Below are 16,562 nucleotides of genomic sequence, written 5' to 3' on the forward strand. Positions count from 1 at the left end.
AAAACAATAAAAAAGGCGCTAATTAAGCGCCTTTCATGTTCTTTGGGCAGAACAATTGCTGTGTTTTATTTATAGCGCAGCGAAAACTTCATCTGTTTTGGCAGCGCAAATAAAATCATTTTTGTGTAAGCCTTTAATTGAATGGCTCCACCACGTTACCGTTACTTTGCCCCACTCTGTTAGCAAGCCCGGGTGATGGCCTTCATCTTCAGCCATATCACCTACTTTATTAGTAAAAGCGATGGCTTGTTTAAAGTTTTTAAATTTATAAACACGCTCTAATTGCATAATACCGTCGCGTACTTCAGGCACCCAATCTGGGATCATTTTAATTAATTCAGCTAACTCGGTATCTGATACTTGTGGAGCGTCTACGTGACAGGCTTCACATTTTTGTGCGCTTAATGATGACATCTTAAATCCTTAACTTGCTAATTTTTCTTTAGGAGGAAATTTTGGGTCATGTAACCCTAATTCTTTTGCTTGCGCAACTAACGCCATAATATCCAGTTGTGAAATATCAAATAAATCATGGATAGAATTAATGGTGTAGTACAAAGGCTGCATAATATCAATTCGGTACGGCGTGCGTAATACGTCCAATACATTCATCGGGTTGATCTCGGGCTTATCTGAATACACGTATTGTGTTTCACCTGGACTTGATAAAATACCGCCACCATAAATACGTAGACCATCATCTGTTTGCATTAGGCCAAACTCAACCGTAAACCAATACATACGGGCAAGGTAAACCCGATCTTTTTTCTCGGCAGCGTAACCTAACTGGCCATATTTATGCGTAAACTTGGCAAAATCAGGATTAGTAAGCATTGCACAATGACCAAATATTTCATGAAAAATATCAGGTTCTTGCAGGTAATCAAACTCTTCACGGCTGCGAATAAAGGTTGCGACTGGAAATTGCTTATTTGCTAATAAACGAAAGAATTCATCAAAGTCGATTAAAGCTGGCACAGGCGTAACTTGCCAGCCGGTAGTCGCTAGTAATACTTCATTAAGCTCACTTAACTGCGGAATACGGTCATGAGGCAGGTTTATTTTTTCAAGCCCTTCCATGTATTCATTGCAAGCTTTGCCTGCAATACATTTTAGTTGGCGTGCGACTAGTTCTGACCATATTTTATTTTCTGCTTCGCTCCAATGGATAACGCCATTTTCATCTGGTGTCTTGGAGGTGTATTTACTTGCTTTAGCCATAATAACCTTCTTAGTGTTAAACCGATATCGGTGTCAACCTGTTAAGGAGATACTAAGCAAATGTAAGGCAAAGTTTAATAGCTGAGACAACATCAGCTATTAGCACCAAACCATCTTTTGTACACCAAACATTACACTTTAAGATCAAAAAGTTTACAGTGCTATTTTTAAAGGGCCAGAAGCAACACAAACCGTAAATATAAAATTACAGACTATACAATAAAAGTAAAAGCGCGGTTAAGGTCGTTAATTATATCGTTAACATCTTCAAGGCCAACAGATAGTCTGATCAGACCATCGCTAATACCCGCAGCTGCTCTTTCTTCGGGTGAATACGGTGAATGAGTCATCGATGCCGGATGTTGAATGAGTGTTTCGGCGTCTCCTAAACTCACGGCGAGTGTGCACAATTGGGTATTATCAATAAACTGCTCGCCATCTTTTAGGCTGCCTTTTAATTCAAAGGCAATAACGCCACCAGAGGCTTTCATTTGCTTACCGATAAACTTAAACCCTGGGTGAGATGCAAGTCCGGGGTAATAAACGGTATTAACTTGGGGATGCTGCTCTAAAAATTCAGCAATAATTTGCGCACTTTCACAATGACGCTGCATTCGTATCGCTAAGGTTTTTAAACCACGATTAATAAGCCATGCATCGTGTGGACTAATTGTTGCACCAATATCTTTAAGTACGGTCATTTTAATTAATGTAATGTGCTCTTGACTGCCACACACCAAACCTGCCACAACATCACCGTGACCATTTAAATATTTAGTAGCACTGTGAACAATTAAATCAATGCCATAATCAATTGGCTTTTGCAGTAACGGCGTGAGAAAGGTGTTATCTATTACACTGATCAAATTGTGTTGTTTTGCCACTTGTCCTATTAACGCTAAATCAATTACCGCCATAGTTGGATTAACTGGGGTTTCGGCAAAAATCATTTTTGAATTCGGTTTAATTGCATCGCGTAATTGCTGCTCATCGGTCATATCTACAAACGTCACTTCAATCCCCCAACGCGGCAACATATGTGCGAAGAAAGCAAACGTACAGCCATACAAAGCGCTTGATGCGACTAAGTGATCGCCTTGCGATAAAAAACTTAATACCGATGCAGAAACCGCGCCCATTCCTGTGGCTGTTGCTGCAGCGGCTTCGCAACTTTCAAGTTGTGCGACTTTTTGTTCAAGCTCTGTCGTCGTCGGGTTACCTAAACGGGTATAAATATAGCCCGGTTCTTCACCAGCAAAACGTGCTGCACCTTGCGCGGCACTGCTAAAATGAAATGTTGATGTTTGGTACAAAGGCGACGTTAGTGCGCCATGTGGATCGTTGGCTTTTTCTGGCCCATGAATGCATTGGCTGTCGATATGGAGTGTGTTCATAGTTTGATCTTTTTTGATTATTATTAATATGATAATCAAAGCGTATCAGCTGATAGATAACAAGCATGCCGGATGCTCAGATGGCTATCTTCTGTACAGTGACACCAAGACACTGTACAGATATCTTGTCAGTTTGTGTCTGCTGAGCTCTCTGTGGTCGCTTTTTTGCGAGACACAATTTTACTCGCAATCAACTGCGCGGTGCCTTTGAGTAAACTACGCTTGTGCTCAAGTCGCGGTAATGGGCGGCTTAACTCCATCGCTTTATAACCAATGCGTGCCGTAAAAATACCCGCGCTCAAGCCTTGTGCTGCTCGCCCTGATAACTTGCCTAATAACTCAGCACTGAGTGCCGTTGCAGCTAAATCAGATACTAACTCAGCACTGCCAACAAACATCACCTGCTTGATCAACATACGATACAATTTTATGCGACTGGCATAACCAAAACCAATCCCGTAAACCTTACCGATTTGCTCAATCAATTTAGTGCCGCGCCACAGCACAGCCATCATATCCACCAGCGCTAAAGGGCTAAGCGCCACCAATAAACCAGACTCCGTAGCAAAACGGTTGATCAGTTTTTTCGCTTGGGTATCTTGTTTCACTAATAAACTATCAGCGTACAAAGTCATGATCTCTTTATCGCTATGATGGCTATCAATACTGGCTTTAAACTCGTCAAAGCCGGTTAATTGCTGATGTTTATTGAGCTTTTCAAGCCAAGGTAATGCGCCTCCCACTTGTTCGCTATTCAGTAGTCTATCTGCCTCATGGCGATGCAATTGATTGCGCTTTAAACTACGCAACATTCTATACTCACGCCATAATAGCTTGCCTAATAACAACACCCCGCTCAGCACTGCAATTAAATATACGCTGCCTAAGATGATGGATTGCTGAAATGTCACAACCATAGAAAATATAAATTCAGCTAACACTAAAGTTATAAAGCTAATCGCAAACACGGCTTTAAGCGTTTGCCATTTTGATTTTTTATAAACTGGCGCTAAATCAATTTCCTCGTCCAGCGGCGCGTCATTTACGTGTTGATCTTCATACTCACCTTGCTCAATTACTTTTGCTGGGGTCAAGGTGAGTTCATTCCCTAAAGGCTGTTCACTGGTATCAATACGTCTACCAGCTTGAAATCCTGATGTGGTCTCGCTCATGTTAATTTGTCTCCTAACAGGTACTGCATGACATGATCCAAACGAATGTGTTTTAACTGCTTATCTGGGCTTGGCATTGGCGCAAAGGATAAAAATTCAAAGCCATGACTTGGCCACTCGTCTTTACCCAGAATTCGCAGTGGTGGTTGCGGCGGTAAATAAGTCAACCATTGCGACTCTAATAACGGCTTACCATAAATACAATTTAGGGTTTTGCCTTGTTCAACCACTTGCTTTGGCGTAGTTGCAGCAATTGATGACATCGCCATAGTTTCAATTTTAACGCCATCAAATTTTAAATGGTTACGTTGCTCATGCACTAACGAATCAAGCAGCAAGGCTAAGTCTTTATGGTGCGCGCTACTGATGTGATCCGATTTATTAGCGGCAAATAACAGCTTATCGATATTTGGTTTGAATAAACGTTTTAAAAAGCCAGTTTCGCCATAATTAAAATGGGCAAGTAATTGTTTGATCACATCACCTTGCTCTTGCAACGTCTCAGGCCCTTCATTGAGCGCACTGAGCACATCAACAAGCACTATTTGCCGATCAAAGTTGCGAAAGTGTTGTGTATAAAATGGCTTAACCACTTCTTTCACATAAGCATTAAAGCGCTTTTGCAAGTGCGCCAAATTAGACCCTGCAACCACCTCATCATTAGCCTGCGCAACTGGGAAAAACAATAATAACGGTGCACCTTGTAATTCACCTGGCATCAGCATGCGTCCAGGTTGTAGCATCGCCAATTTAGTGTCTTTTTTAAGACTCACTAACAGTGTTTGATAGTGCGTAGCAATCGCGCTTAGCGCACTTTCATCTACCGGTGCAGTTAAATCAAGCTCGCTCAGTGCAGTTAAAAATGCCTGCGACTTTTCAACCCGAGGCGAGCGTTGTAGTAATGCATATTGCTGCTCACTCCACTGTTGATAGCTTTGCTCTAGCATGGGTAAATCAAGCAGCCACTCACCGGGGTAATCAACAATGTCTAAATACAAGGTTGATTGCGGTGCAAAGTGACCACGTAAGCCTGCGTCACTCCGATATTTAATTGCCAGCCGTAAAGTATTTATACGCTCGGTTGATGCAGGCCAGTGTGGTTGCCCTTCAAGCGGCAATAAAGCACTCAGGGCTTTAGGGTAATCAAATGTAGGAATGGTCAGCGCTTGTTGTGGCACTATTTTTGTGGCGATATGACGCTGTTGCTGCATAACATCAAAAAACGGTAAGTTTTTGTCTGTTGCTTGGCTGGTTAAATGCTTTACTAAAGCGGTAATAAAAGCGGTTTTACCACTGCCACTGAGGCCAGTTACCGCTAATTTTACGTGTTGATCTAAACTACGGTGAACAGCTTTTTCAGCCTTACCTTTGAGTTTATTAAAGGCGTTTTTTGCAGATGAAGTGTTTATCATAATGAGCTAGCACTTCAGCGCCATTATAAATTAGGTGGCTAAAGTGCTATTAAGTCCTTTACAGCTTATTGATTTCACGGCTAACCGTAAACTCGGTTGAAGTAACATAACGTTCCATATCTTGTAAACGTATATCAACACGTCCCAAACGGTCTTTTAAATCTTGTAAAGCACGACGTGGTGGCTCACCTTTTTGCCATACTTTAAATTTTACTTCAAGAGGATCTTCGTGTTTTGCCGCATCAGTTTTGCTTTGTGCATTGGCAGGTTTTTTATCTAAAATAAACCACGCTGCGATGTAAGCCACAACAAACAACGGGCCACCAGCTAGTAACACTGCCGTTACTACGATAATACGTACTAACCACAATTCCATATTGAAATAATCACTGAGTCCTGCACATACACCGGCTATTTTACCACGTGCTGGATCTCTTAGCAGTTCACGTTTAGCACTCATACCTTACGCCTCCACTGTGGGGCCTCTTGATCAAGTAGTGCTTCTAAAGTTTCTACTCGGTCAGCCATTTTATCTGCTTTTTGAGCAAGCTCAAGTAACTGGCGGTGTTCGTGTTCGCTCAAGCCTTGGCTTACTTGCTTTTTACTTCGGTAATGTAAAATTAACCAAAGGGGTGCTACCACAACCATAAAAATGATAATTGGAGCAACAAACACTTCTGCATCAAACATAACCCTCTCCTACACATCCATTAATTTATCAAGCATAGGGGGATGACTCCCCCTTTATTTATTATCTTTATTTATCAGCAAGCTTCTTTTTAAGTGCTGCTAATTCATCATCGATTTTTTCGTTTTGCTGTAACTCAGCAATTTCATCAGCCAATGACTTTTTGCCTAAGTCGTACGATTCTACTTGTGATTCTAGTCCATCAATCTTAGTTTCGTAGCGCTCAAAGCGATTTAATGCATCTTCAACTTTAGAGCTGTCTAATGCTTTTTTCACCTCTAGGCGTGACTCAGCTGAGCGTTGACGTAAAATAATCGCTTTTTGACGTGCTTTTGCATCCGCTAACTTGTCTTGTAGCGTACTTACTTCCTGTTGCAGCTTATCAATGTGAGATTCTATGTGACTGAGTTCATCTTCAACAGCAGCAACCGCTTGTGCTGACTTTTGCTTTTCAAGCAATGCAGCACGGGCTAGATCATCACGGTCTTTGCTCAATGCCAGCTCGGCTTTATCTTGCCATTGAGCGACTTGCTCTTTTAATGTATCGACACGACGTACTAATTCTTTTTTCTCTGCTAATGTTTTCGCAGAGGTTGAACGTACTTCAACTAATGTGTCTTCCATCTCTTGGATGATCAGACGTACCATTTTTTCAGGATCTTCTGCTTTATCTAAAATGGCATTGATATTAGAATTAACAATATCTGCAAAACGCGAAAAAATTCCCATAACATTTACCTCTGTAGTGTTTAACTTAATTGGTCTGCTGTTACTGTTACAATATGCTTGCCAACTTTATAAAACATAAAATACAGTAATATTTTCATAATGTTAAACTAAAAATACAAATTCCTTTAGTTCTCCCTAATTATGAAATACACTAACTGTTAGTAAAAATGACTAAGAGTTAGGGAATATGAGCCAATTTCGCCAACAAGATAATTTACTCGGCCAATCAGACAGCTTTTTAGCGGTACTTGATCAAGTTTCACAGCTGGCAAGTTTAGATAAACCAGTACTGATTATTGGTGAACGTGGCACAGGTAAAGAACTGATTGCCGCCCGTTTACACTTTTTATCAAAGCGCTGGGAGCAAAGCTACATTAAGCTCAACTGCGCGGCACTTAACGAAAACTTGCTTGAAAGCGAATTGTTTGGCCATGAAAGTGGTGCCTTTACCGGCGCAAGTAAACGCCACGAAGGACGCTTTGAACGTGCCAATGCCGGTACGCTATTTTTAGACGAACTAGCAAATACCTCTGCCATGGTGCAAGAAAAACTATTACGGGTAATTGAATACGGTGAATTTGAGCGAGTCGGTGGCAAACAAACCGTCAAGGTCGATACTCGCTTAGTCTGCGCAACCAATGAAGATCTTCCTTATTTAGCCGAGCAAGGTGAATTTAGAAGCGATTTACTCGACAGGCTCGCATTTGATGTAATCACTTTACCGCCACTGCGCGAACGTCAGGAAGACATCATGTTACTCGCTGAGCAATTTGCGATGAATATGGCCCGTGATTTGGACTGGCAACTATTCAGTGGTTTCACCCGCAGTGCAGTGGAAATACTGCAAGGGCATGATTGGCCAGGTAATATACGTGAACTTAAAAATGTCGTGGAACGAAGCTTATATCGCCATGGCAGTGAACATATTCCCGTTCACCAGATTATTTTAGACCCATTTGAAAGCCGCTTTAGACCTAAGCAACGAATTAAAAAACTCCCCACTAAAGCCGTAGAAGCAGCTCCTGTTGCAGTTGTAGCCAATGAACCGATAGTTGCAACAAGTACCCCGCAATTTCAGTTTCCATGTAGCTTAAAAGACCTCTCAAATGAATTTGAAATTGATTTAATAAAAAAAGCGCTTGAATATAGTCAATTTAATCAAAAGAAAACTGCAGAAGTACTTGGTTTAACGTATCATCAACTACGAGGCTATTTGAAAAAATACAACTTGTTAGATCAACAATAATAGTCAGAGGCTAAACGAGTGTATAAATTATTACTTGGTATCTTAACGGTATGCCTAACGGGTTGCTTAGATACCAAAGAAAAAACGCTAGAAGAAAAGAATCAGGGCTTAGTTTATTGCGCTGAGGCTAACCCTGTGTCGTTCAATCCCCAAGTGACGACCACAGGTTCGACGATCGATATTATTGCAAATCAATTGTATGACCGTTTGATCAGTATCGATCCCGTGACCGCTGAATTTAAAAGTGAACTGGCCACTGACTGGAAAATAAGTAAAGACGGCAAGTCAGTTACCTTTACCTTGCGCAAAGGAGTGAAGTTTCATACTACTGCATACTTTACCCCAAGCAGAGAGTTTAACGCTGATGATGTAATCTTTACCTTTAGCCGTTTATTCGATGTGTATAATCCTTATCACTTTGTTGGGGATGCCAATTACCCTTATTTTCAAAGTGTCGGCATCGACCAGCTAATTCGGCAAATTGTTCGCGTGTCCGACTACCAAGTGCGCTTTGAATTATTTAATGCCGAAAGCAGTTTTTTAGCCAATATGGCAACTGATTTTGCAGTGGTTTTGTCTCGCGAATATGCCATGCAATTAAAACAGCGCGACCAAGTTAATCTTTTTGATCAATACCCTGTTGGTACTGGCCCCTATGTTTATAAAGAGTATCGGCGCGATCACTTAGTCCGCTATTATCGTAATCCTGACTATTGGAAACACCATGTAGTGCTGGAGCAGTTGGTTTACGACATCACCCCAAATGGCACCACCCGAATTGCAAAAATGCTCACTAAAGAGTGCGATGTAACCGCACACCCAAGTAGCGCACAGTTAAGTATTTTAGCCCAACGCGACGACATTAACGTACAAAAAGAAACCAATCTTAATGTAGGTTATTGGGCGTTTAATACCGAGCGCCCACCATTTGACGATTTAAGAGTACGTCAAGCACTGGCCCATGCCATTGACGTTGAAAAAATCATGCAAGCAGTTTATTACGGCAACGGTATTCGTGCGCAATCGTTATTACCGCCAACATCATGGGCATATCAACCACAAGCTAAACTACCCGGATTTAACCCTGATCTAGCTAAAAAACTGCTGATTGAGGCTGGCCTTCCAAATGGCTTTGATATGACCATTTGGGCTATGCCAGTGAGCCGAATTTATAATCCTAACGCACGTAAAATGGCCGAGCTAATGCAAAGCGATTTACGAAAAATTGGTGTAAACGTCAGTATCGTTGAGTATGAGTGGAACACCTTTATTCAACGCATAGGTGAACACCGCCATGACAGCGTGTTATTAGGTTGGGCTGCAGATACACCGGATCCAGATAACTTTTTTAGCCCGCTACTCAGTTGCACCGCGGCATTTAGTGGTAAAAACCCTGCGAATTGGTGTGATCCTGAGTTTGACTTACTCTTGACACAAGCGCTTGATACCACCGATTTAGCCAAACGAAAAGCCTATTATCAACAAGCACAAGCGATGATAGTGCGTGAACTACCTTTATTACCACTTGCCCACGGTATGCGTTTTCAAGCAAGTAGTGCCGATGTAGAAGGTATTCCACTTGGCCCATTTGGCGCAATTTCCTTAGCCAACGCGAGGAAAAAATAATGGTGTTAAATTATATTTTACGCCGTTTAGGCTTACTGTTATTTATGATGTTTACCTTGAGTGTATTTACATTTTCACTGAGTTATTTATTTCCCGGCGATCCGCTTAGTAATTTAAGTGGTATCAGTAATACCAGTTTTTCACAAACCAGTGAACTACAAGAAAAATATCACTTTAACGATAATTATTTAATGCAATATTTTGCTTTTATTGCGCGTATTGTGCAAGGCGACTGGGGCGTGTCGTTCGCTTCGGGCGACAGCGTATTTACTCATATTATCGAGCTATTCCCAGCCACGTTAGAGCTGAGTATTTATGCGTTAATTATTTCTGTGGTGGTTGGCGTTCCGGCAGGTATCTTCGCGGCGGCCTACCATCGGCGCTGGCCAGATAAACTAGTTAACTCCACGACATTAGTGGGCTACTCAATGCCGGTATTTTGGTTAGCTTTGCTGCTGATCATGGTGTTCTCATTACAACTAGGTTGGTTCCCTATGTCAGGGCGAATGGGCTTACTGTACGAGATCCCCTCCCAAACTGGCTTTATTTTGATTGATATTGTATTAGCAGACTTTCCTTATTCTGGTCTGGCAATGCTTGATGCTCTGCATCATTTAACCCTGCCGACCATTGTTCTGGCAATGTACCCTACAACTGTATTAGTGCGCTTTACACGAGAGTCAATGTTACATGTGCTTGAGCAAAGTTTTATTAAAACTGCCCGAGCCAAAGGCTTAAACCGTGCCCAATTAATTATGCATCATGCCTTACGTAATGCCTTGTTACCGGTTATAAAGCAAATTGGTTTACAGTTTAGTACCTTGATCACTCTGGCGATGATCACTGAGGTGATTTTTTCATGGCCCGGTGTTGGCCGTTGGTTAATTGATAGTATTTATCAACGAGACTACCCTGCCATTCAAGGTGGCTTATTAGCGGTATCGATGTTTGTAATTCTGGCGACTATTATTGCAGAATTAACCTATACCTTGTTCGACCCGCTGTCACGGAATCAAGCGCATGGCAAAGTTTAATTTATTTTCAGAAGAGTCAAACAAATCGCCATTAGCGCGATTTTGGCGCAAATTTAAATCCAATCATCCTGCCTTAGTGGGGTTATGGATTTTTATCGCCTTTGCTATTTTAGCTGCGGCTGCGCCACTGATTGCACCATATGGAGTAAACCAGCAACACAGTGATGCGTTACTTATTCCTCCATCGTGGCATGAAATGGGCGATGTACGTTTTATACTCGGTACTGACGACTTAGGTCGCGATGTACTCTCACGGCTTATGAATGGCGCAACTTATACCTTTGGCTTATCAGTCATTGCTGCGCTGATCACCACCATCATAGGTGTGTTAGTAGGCACATTTGCCGGCATTAGCCGAGGTATTCGCTCAAGCTTTTTAAATCATCTACTCGATATAACCTTATCAATACCGTCTTTATTGTTAGCGATTATTATTATTGCGATATTAGGCCCAGGCCTGATGAATACCGTGTGGGCAATTATTTTAGCGCTATTACCGCAATTTATTCACTCGGTGCGTAACCTCATCGTCACTGAGCTTAATAAAGATTACATTACTGCATTTAAGCTTGATGGCGCATCGAATTGGCATATTCTCTCGCGCGGGATTTTTCCAAATATTTATGAGCATATTGTGGTTATTTTTACGATGGCATTATCGACCGCTATTTTAGATATTTCCGCTTTAGGCTTTTTAAAACTAGGGGCACAACCACCAACCACAGAGTGGGGTGCAATTTTAGCTGAAAACCTGGGTTTAATTTATTTAGCACCTTGGACCGTTGGCTTACCTGGGGTGTTACTCTTTTTAGCCGTGCTGTCGACCAACTTAGTGGGCGACGGGCTACGCCAAGTGCTCAAAGCACGTAAGGCTGATTAAATGCAATTACTTGATATACGAAATCTGACCATAGAGCTGCGCACCTCTGATACTGTTATTCGCGCCGTAGATAGAGTGAACTTGAGCCTCAAAGAAGGTGAAGTACATGCATTAGTGGGCGAATCTGGCTCAGGTAAAAGCTTAATTGCTAAAGCCATTGTGGGTGTATTAAATAAACGCTGGCACATTACCGCCGACCGAATGCATTGGCGCGGCGTAGATTTAATGCGTCTATCAAACGAACAACGACGTAAAATTGTTGGTAGTGACATCGCAATGATTTATCAAGATCCCAGTCGCTGTCTTGATCCAACCGCAAAAATATTTGAGCAAATAGCCGAAACGCTCCCTGAAATAGCAAACTCCGGGTTTTTCTTAAAGCGTAACCGCGAACGTAAAGACCGCGTAAAAGCGCTGATCCACAAAGTGGGCATTAAAGATCACGAAAAAGTACTATCGAGCTACCCTCACGAGCTCTCAGAAGGCGTTTGTCAAAAGGTCATGATTGCTATGGCCATTGCTCGTACACCTAAGTTACTGATTGCCGATGAGCCAACTACAGCACTTGAAAGTACCACACGAGCCCAAGTATTTCGGTTATTAAAAAGTTTAAATCAACTTAAAAACATGTCAATTTTAATGATCTCTCATGAACTTGAAGAAATCATTAATTGGTCTCATTGTATGCATGTACTTTACTGCGGACAAATGGTTGAAGCAGGCCCAACCCAGCGTATTTTTGCCCAGCCTCGCCACCCTTATACGCAAGCATTATTAAAAAGCTTACCGGATTATGAGCAAGGGCTTGCCCATAAAGAACCTTTTTATGCACTAAAAGGTACAATCCCAACCTTGCAGCATTTGCCTATAGGATGTCGCCTTGGTCCTCGCTGTCCGCAGGCACAAAAAGCTTGTGTAGTAACACCGCCTTTAACTAAACAACATGGTCATAGTTATGCGTGTCATTTCCCTCTCATTAAGGTGATGAAATAATGCAACCTCTGTTAAAAGTGCAAGCCTTGTCAAAAAGCTTTAACCTGCGTGCTGGGTTATTTTCACGTAAGCGTTTTGAGGTATTAAAAAACATCTCGTTTTGTTTAGAGCAAGGTGAAACACTGGCTATTATTGGCGAAACTGGCTCTGGTAAAAGTACCCTAGCAAAATTACTCGCTGGAGCAGACAGCGCAGATGCTGGGCAAATCCTACTCGATGGCAACATCATCGAAAACAAAGGCGTTCGCGATCAGCAATGCCGCCATATTAGAATGATTTTTCAAGACTCCGAAGCCTCGCTAAACCCAGGTTTAACGATCGGCGATATGCTCGACGATTGCCTGCAATATAATACTTCTTTGGATAAAGTAACTCGCGCTGAAAAAATCACCGCAACACTGTCTAAAGTAGGTTTATTAAACGACCATCAGTATTACTACCCACATATGTTTAGTGGCGGTCAGCTGCAACGTGTCGCTCTAGCACGTGCATTAATACTCGACCCTAAGGTTGTGGTACTTGATGAAGCATTATCGTCTCTGGACCCTTCTGTACGCGCACAAACCGTCAACCTGCTACTCAAGCTTCAACAGGACACGGGTCTCAGTTATATCTTGATCACTCACCACTTAAGTTTAGTACGCCACATCAGCGATCAACTTGTAGTACTCGATCACGGTGAAATTGTTGAATACGGTAGAACCGAGGATGTATTCCAAAAGCCAAAATCAAAAGTCACTCAGAAGTTGTTGAGTTGCTAAAAAAAGGTTCTAGGTTCTAGGAAAAGCCAGAGCAGTTAAGGGATATATATCTATCGCTGTTTGTGGTTAAAAAACGAAAGCCAATAGTAAAGCGGATTTATCAACCGCTTTATGCGAAATGAGAACATCGTATTTGGGATAGTGCTTACGTTTAACTCAGAAATAGTAGGTTCTGGAAAAATAGAACCTTAATCAACTCCAAACAGTCTGAAAAATCATCTATTTGTTGGCTTGGTTGGAAACAGGTTCTTGGTGATTACTAAAATTACGCCGAACACTTCCGCTAATGTACCACCCATATATAAATTTAACGACCATTCATCAAAAGCCAGCCAACCAAATCCTACGCAAAAAAATACAATATTCATCACGATAAGTTGGCCTATAAGTATTTTAATAAACCAATTTGCATAGGATTTTTTTAATTCTCTATCTGCTTTTGAATCTTCAACTTTCTCTGAAACTAAAGGATCTGTCGGGGTAGTTTTACTTTTATCTTGCAGGCTCGCTTTTATTAACGATGCTAAATTTCCCTTTTCTTGTACCGTCATTATAAAAGCCTCAATGCTTTTAATCTATGCTTAAGCGCCTCATGAGAAACCCCGAAATACATTGCTAAATTAAAATGATTTTTACCTGAACGCAATAATTTTTTTAAAATTGCTTCAGGCATTAATAAGTTAGCTGCGAACTGATTTGCAAATATTTCATCAGCATCAGTTCCGTTTGAAGCATTTGGGCCTCTTAAGTCAACATACTCATATTCAAGGCTTTCATCGTTAGACTCAATCCTGGAAACGTAATGACCTAATTCATGTGCGCAGGTAAATCGTTTTCGGTTACTGTGATCAGCATGATGTAAAGCGATGATCGGATCAGCACCAGCCTCTTTAATCAAGGCGCCGGAAACACTAGGTGGGAGTTCTGTATCCAAAACTTGTAATCCCATTTTTTTAGCTATCGAGACAGGATCAACAGGAAAGTCCTGATTAAGCCAAAGTGTTTCAAGTACTTTGTTAGCTTCAGTTTGTGGATTCAAGTTCATATAATTTCCTCAACTAGAAATTTCTGTTGTGTTTATACAGATAAAAGCAAAAAAACGTCAATTGCACTGATAATATATACAGTAGTTAATATTCAGTTTTTTGCCAACATGCATTTTAACACTATCACATAATTCTTAGTGTGTTTTTCTGCCATTCTAATATCAATAATAATTGTCACAACTGCTATTTAAAACTTCACAGGTTCAAAGGCTTTCGTTGCACGCTACCCAATTTTGTAAACTAAACTCAAACCTAGCACCTTTAACCTAGTACCTTTTAACTTTAACCTAGCGCATGACCCCTTTAACTGCACCCACAAAAAAAGCGCCATTAGGCGCTTTTTTAGGTTTGCTTAATTAAGCATTACTCTGTGGCGGCTTGCGCTTTAGGTAAGTTTAATTCTGCATTTGCTTTTAAAGCTTCAATGAATACCATGTAGTTTTTGTTAACTTGGGCCATAGTAATATTTTGCTTAAGCTGTGCGTCAATTTCGCCTTCAACAGTAGCGTTAGTTACTGTTTTAAGTGCTACGATTGCCGCGTCACCGTTGTTTAGGTCAACTTTTTCAACTACTGGTGTGTCATCAGTTGGATGTGCCATTTTAAAGGCATGTTGAACGATTGCAGGCGAAACAGTGTAAGCTTGACGGGTTAGTGCCGCTTCTTGACGAAGTTCTAAGCTTTGCTCAGTTACTAGGTCATTTAAGCTCTTGCCAGCTTCAATCTCAGCATACAGCGTTGTTGCTTTTTCTTTCGCAAGCTCTGATGCTTTTTCACTAACTAAACGTGCTTTAATTTGCTCTGATACATCAGCAAGTGCTTTTGTTGCAGCTGGTACATGCTCTTTAACACGCACTAACACAACATGCTCATCGCCCACTTCGATAACTTCAGAGTTCATTTTATCTTCAAGCACATCTGGTGAGAATATTGCAGCTAATACCGCTGGTGTATTAAGCGGCGCAGGTAGAGAATTACGGTCAACTAATGCTGTTGTTTGTACTTCAACACCGGCAACTTCTGCAGCATCAACTAAGGTATCTGAAATTTCAAATGCAATAGCGCCCATTTCTGTTTGCTTTTCATAGAATGCATTTACTTTTTCAGTACGCTCAAGCTCAGCACGTAAATCAGCTTTAACAGTGTCATACGCTTTTACTTGTTGGCTCTGAATATCAGTTAACTGAATAATATGGTAACCAAACTCAGATTGTACAACGTCTGAAAAATCCCCTTTATTTGCTAATGCGAATGCCGCATCTTCAAAAGCAGGATCCATCATGTCACGTTCGATCCAATCTAAGTCACCACCCATTTCAGCACTAACGGTATCATCAGATGATGATTCTGCTAATGCCGCAAAATCACCGCCTTGTTGTAATTGTGCTAACAAGTCTTCTGCTTTGGCTTTTGCTGCATCATCATCTTCACTGTTATCAATTAAGATATGCGATACACGGCGTTTTTCAGGTTCGACGTATTGTGCTTTGTTTTGATCATAATATGCTTTAACGTCTGCTTCGCTAACATGAGTTTCAAGTGTTAAGTTAGCTGCATTTAAATCAATGTAGTTTACTGATACTTGCTCTGGCGCTAAAAACTGCGACATATTTAGATCATAGTAATCGGCAATTTCTTGCTCTGTTACTGTCACGTTTTGCTGTAAAGACTCTTTGCTGATCACGACATAGTCAATATTGCGCGTTTGCTGTTGTAGCGCAACGGCATTAGTCAGTTCGCTATTTAGAGCGAAATCGGTGCCTGCAACCGCTGAAATTAGCTGGCTACGAGTCATTTCTTCACGTAAATATTCACGAAATGCGTCAGGTTGAAAGTTCATTTGACGGATAACTTGTAAGTAACGATCGTTGTTAAATTGCCCACCAATTTGGAAGTATGGCAATTCTAAAATCGCTTTACGAACACTGTCGTCACTAACACGTAAGCCAAGTTCGGCCGCTAGTTGAGTTTGCAATTCTTGTTGTACTAGACGGTCAACGACGCCTTGACGAATTTGTGCCATATAAGTTGGATCAGCAGCAATTTGTGCAAAGTATTCGCCAAATTGTTGCTCTAAACGTGCACGTTCGTTTTGGAACGCACGGCTAAACTCGGTTTGGCTAATTTTAACTCCATTTACTTCAGCTACGGGCTGCTCTGTGGTTTGACCTAAGTAACCACCGATCCCTGCTAAGGCAAAAGATAAAATCACCGCGCCTAAAATAATTTTAGCTACCGGTCCTTGTGAACCTTCTCTGATTTTCTCAAGCATTTATTTATCTCTATTCTATTCGAGGCAGAAATCGCCTTGCTTATGTAAAAAAAGCGTATCTTACCAGATACGCTTTTTTACTTGAAGCA

General features: G+C 41.3%; 17 protein-coding genes. 6 read left to right on the forward strand and 11 right to left on the reverse strand.

Going from position 1 to position 16,562, the window contains the following annotated elements; genetic code table 11:
* Positions 1–69: 69 nt before the first annotated feature.
* The 8 genes from PSR9079_RS05890 to pspA form a co-directional block, all read right to left on the reverse strand.
* On the reverse strand, positions 70–414 hold the full coding sequence (locus PSR9079_RS05890) for a 4a-hydroxytetrahydrobiopterin dehydratase (protein WP_149980747.1): 345 nt from the start codon (positions 412–414) through the stop codon (positions 70–72).
* Between the two features lie 9 nt (positions 415–423).
* Positions 424–1,221, reverse strand: coding sequence for a phenylalanine 4-monooxygenase (gene phhA / locus PSR9079_RS05895; RefSeq protein ID WP_145241432.1), 798 nt, complete (start codon positions 1,219–1,221; stop codon positions 424–426).
* A 212-nt stretch (positions 1,222–1,433) separates the two neighbouring features.
* A complete protein-coding gene (gene megL / locus PSR9079_RS05900) occupies positions 1,434–2,615 on the reverse strand; it encodes a methionine gamma-lyase (RefSeq protein ID WP_149980748.1) in 1,182 nt (393 codons plus the stop codon).
* Between the two features lie 128 nt (positions 2,616–2,743).
* Positions 2,744–3,787, reverse strand: a complete 1,044-nt coding sequence (locus PSR9079_RS05905; protein ID WP_149980749.1) for a TIGR01620 family protein — start codon at positions 3,785–3,787, stop codon at positions 2,744–2,746.
* The gene (locus PSR9079_RS05910; RefSeq protein WP_425468842.1) at positions 3,784–5,199 is read right to left on the reverse strand and encodes a YcjX family GTP-binding protein; all 1,416 of its coding nucleotides are present in this window, start codon (positions 5,197–5,199) and stop codon (positions 3,784–3,786) included. The genes PSR9079_RS05905 and PSR9079_RS05910 overlap by 4 nt, the downstream gene beginning before the upstream one ends.
* 58 nt (positions 5,200–5,257) lie before the next feature.
* Positions 5,258–5,659: an envelope stress response membrane protein PspC gene (gene pspC, locus PSR9079_RS05915; protein WP_145241438.1), complete on the reverse strand. Its 402-nt coding sequence runs from the start codon at positions 5,657–5,659 to the stop codon at positions 5,258–5,260.
* Positions 5,656–5,889, reverse strand: coding sequence for an envelope stress response membrane protein PspB (gene pspB, locus PSR9079_RS05920; RefSeq protein ID WP_145241440.1), 234 nt, complete (start codon positions 5,887–5,889; stop codon positions 5,656–5,658). Before pspB ends, pspC begins: the two co-directional genes overlap by 4 nt.
* 67 nt (positions 5,890–5,956) lie before the next feature.
* Positions 5,957–6,616 carry a phage shock protein PspA gene (gene pspA, locus PSR9079_RS05925; protein ID WP_145241442.1) on the reverse strand — a complete coding sequence of 220 codons (660 nt, stop codon included), beginning with the start codon at positions 6,614–6,616 and terminating at the stop codon, positions 5,957–5,959.
* A gap of 187 nt (positions 6,617–6,803) precedes the next feature.
* Between pspA and pspF the strand changes: the two genes are divergently transcribed.
* Genes pspF through PSR9079_RS05955 form a run of 6 tightly spaced genes read left to right on the forward strand, consistent with a single transcriptional unit; the run spans position 6,804 to position 13,156 of the window.
* Complete coding sequence (gene pspF / locus PSR9079_RS05930) at positions 6,804–7,862, forward strand: phage shock protein operon transcriptional activator (RefSeq protein WP_145241444.1); 1,059 nt, start codon at positions 6,804–6,806, stop codon at positions 7,860–7,862.
* A gap of 18 nt (positions 7,863–7,880) precedes the next feature.
* Positions 7,881–9,488 carry an ABC transporter substrate-binding protein gene (locus tag PSR9079_RS05935; RefSeq protein WP_145241446.1) on the forward strand — a complete coding sequence of 536 codons (1,608 nt, stop codon included), beginning with the start codon at positions 7,881–7,883 and terminating at the stop codon, positions 9,486–9,488.
* Complete coding sequence (locus PSR9079_RS05940; protein ID WP_149980750.1) at positions 9,488–10,522, forward strand: ABC transporter permease; 1,035 nt, start codon at positions 9,488–9,490, stop codon at positions 10,520–10,522. The genes PSR9079_RS05935 and PSR9079_RS05940 overlap by 1 nt, the downstream gene beginning before the upstream one ends.
* Entirely contained in the window at positions 10,509–11,402 is an 894-nt protein-coding gene (locus tag PSR9079_RS05945; protein WP_145241450.1) for an ABC transporter permease subunit, read from the forward strand. The genes PSR9079_RS05940 and PSR9079_RS05945 overlap by 14 nt, the downstream gene beginning before the upstream one ends.
* Positions 11,403–12,395 (forward strand): peptide ABC transporter ATP-binding protein, encoded by a 993-nt coding sequence (locus PSR9079_RS05950; protein WP_149980751.1) that lies wholly within the window; start codon positions 11,403–11,405, stop codon positions 12,393–12,395.
* Positions 12,395–13,156, forward strand: a complete 762-nt coding sequence (locus tag PSR9079_RS05955) for an ATP-binding cassette domain-containing protein (RefSeq protein WP_149980752.1) — start codon at positions 12,395–12,397, stop codon at positions 13,154–13,156. Before PSR9079_RS05950 ends, PSR9079_RS05955 begins: the two co-directional genes overlap by 1 nt.
* Before the next feature lie 215 nt (positions 13,157–13,371).
* Here the strand turns inward: PSR9079_RS05955 and PSR9079_RS05960 are convergent, their stop codons facing one another.
* From PSR9079_RS05960 to ppiD, 3 genes are all read right to left on the reverse strand, one after another.
* Positions 13,372–13,707: a hypothetical protein gene (locus PSR9079_RS05960; protein WP_149980753.1), complete on the reverse strand. Its 336-nt coding sequence runs from the start codon at positions 13,705–13,707 to the stop codon at positions 13,372–13,374.
* Positions 13,707–14,201, reverse strand: coding sequence for an ImmA/IrrE family metallo-endopeptidase (locus PSR9079_RS05965; protein ID WP_149980754.1), 495 nt, complete (start codon positions 14,199–14,201; stop codon positions 13,707–13,709). Before PSR9079_RS05965 ends, PSR9079_RS05960 begins: the two co-directional genes overlap by 1 nt.
* 364 nt (positions 14,202–14,565) lie before the next feature.
* Entirely contained in the window at positions 14,566–16,473 is a 1,908-nt protein-coding gene (ppiD, locus tag PSR9079_RS05970; protein ID WP_149980755.1) for a peptidylprolyl isomerase, read from the reverse strand.
* Positions 16,474–16,562 lie beyond the last annotated feature (89 nt).

Source organism: Pseudoalteromonas rhizosphaerae (assembly GCF_902498845.1).
GTDB lineage: Bacteria > Pseudomonadota > Gammaproteobacteria > Enterobacterales > Alteromonadaceae > Pseudoalteromonas > Pseudoalteromonas rhizosphaerae.

What these genes read in the sequence shown, in the direction of transcription:
- PSR9079_RS05890 (WP_149980747.1), bottom strand. Translation starts at nt 414, where the DNA reads ATGTCATCATTAAGCGCACAAAAATGTGAAGCCTGTCACGTAGACGCT.
- phhA (WP_145241432.1), bottom strand. Translation starts at nt 1,221, where the DNA reads ATGGCTAAAGCAAGTAAATACACCTCCAAGACACCAGATGAAAATGGC.
- megL (WP_149980748.1), bottom strand. Translation starts at nt 2,615, where the DNA reads ATGAACACACTCCATATCGACAGCCAATGCATTCATGGGCCAGAAAAA.
- PSR9079_RS05905 (WP_149980749.1), bottom strand. Translation starts at nt 3,787, where the DNA reads ATGAGCGAGACCACATCAGGATTTCAAGCTGGTAGACGTATTGATACC.
- PSR9079_RS05910 (WP_425468842.1), bottom strand. Translation starts at nt 5,199, where the DNA reads ATGATAAACACTTCATCTGCAAAAAACGCCTTTAATAAACTCAAAGGT.
- pspC (WP_145241438.1), bottom strand. Translation starts at nt 5,659, where the DNA reads ATGAGTGCTAAACGTGAACTGCTAAGAGATCCAGCACGTGGTAAAATA.
- pspB (WP_145241440.1), bottom strand. Translation starts at nt 5,889, where the DNA reads ATGTTTGATGCAGAAGTGTTTGTTGCTCCAATTATCATTTTTATGGTT.
- pspA (WP_145241442.1), bottom strand. Translation starts at nt 6,616, where the DNA reads ATGGGAATTTTTTCGCGTTTTGCAGATATTGTTAATTCTAATATCAAT.
- pspF (WP_145241444.1), top strand. Translation starts at nt 6,804, where the DNA reads ATGAGCCAATTTCGCCAACAAGATAATTTACTCGGCCAATCAGACAGC.
- PSR9079_RS05940 (WP_149980750.1), top strand. Translation starts at nt 9,488, where the DNA reads ATGGTGTTAAATTATATTTTACGCCGTTTAGGCTTACTGTTATTTATG.
- PSR9079_RS05945 (WP_145241450.1), top strand. Translation starts at nt 10,509, where the DNA reads ATGGCAAAGTTTAATTTATTTTCAGAAGAGTCAAACAAATCGCCATTA.
- PSR9079_RS05950 (WP_149980751.1), top strand. Translation starts at nt 11,403, where the DNA reads ATGCAATTACTTGATATACGAAATCTGACCATAGAGCTGCGCACCTCT.
- PSR9079_RS05955 (WP_149980752.1), top strand. Translation starts at nt 12,395, where the DNA reads ATGCAACCTCTGTTAAAAGTGCAAGCCTTGTCAAAAAGCTTTAACCTG.
- PSR9079_RS05960 (WP_149980753.1), bottom strand. Translation starts at nt 13,707, where the DNA reads ATGACGGTACAAGAAAAGGGAAATTTAGCATCGTTAATAAAAGCGAGC.
- PSR9079_RS05965 (WP_149980754.1), bottom strand. Translation starts at nt 14,201, where the DNA reads ATGAACTTGAATCCACAAACTGAAGCTAACAAAGTACTTGAAACACTT.
- ppiD (WP_149980755.1), bottom strand. Translation starts at nt 16,473, where the DNA reads ATGCTTGAGAAAATCAGAGAAGGTTCACAAGGACCGGTAGCTAAAATT.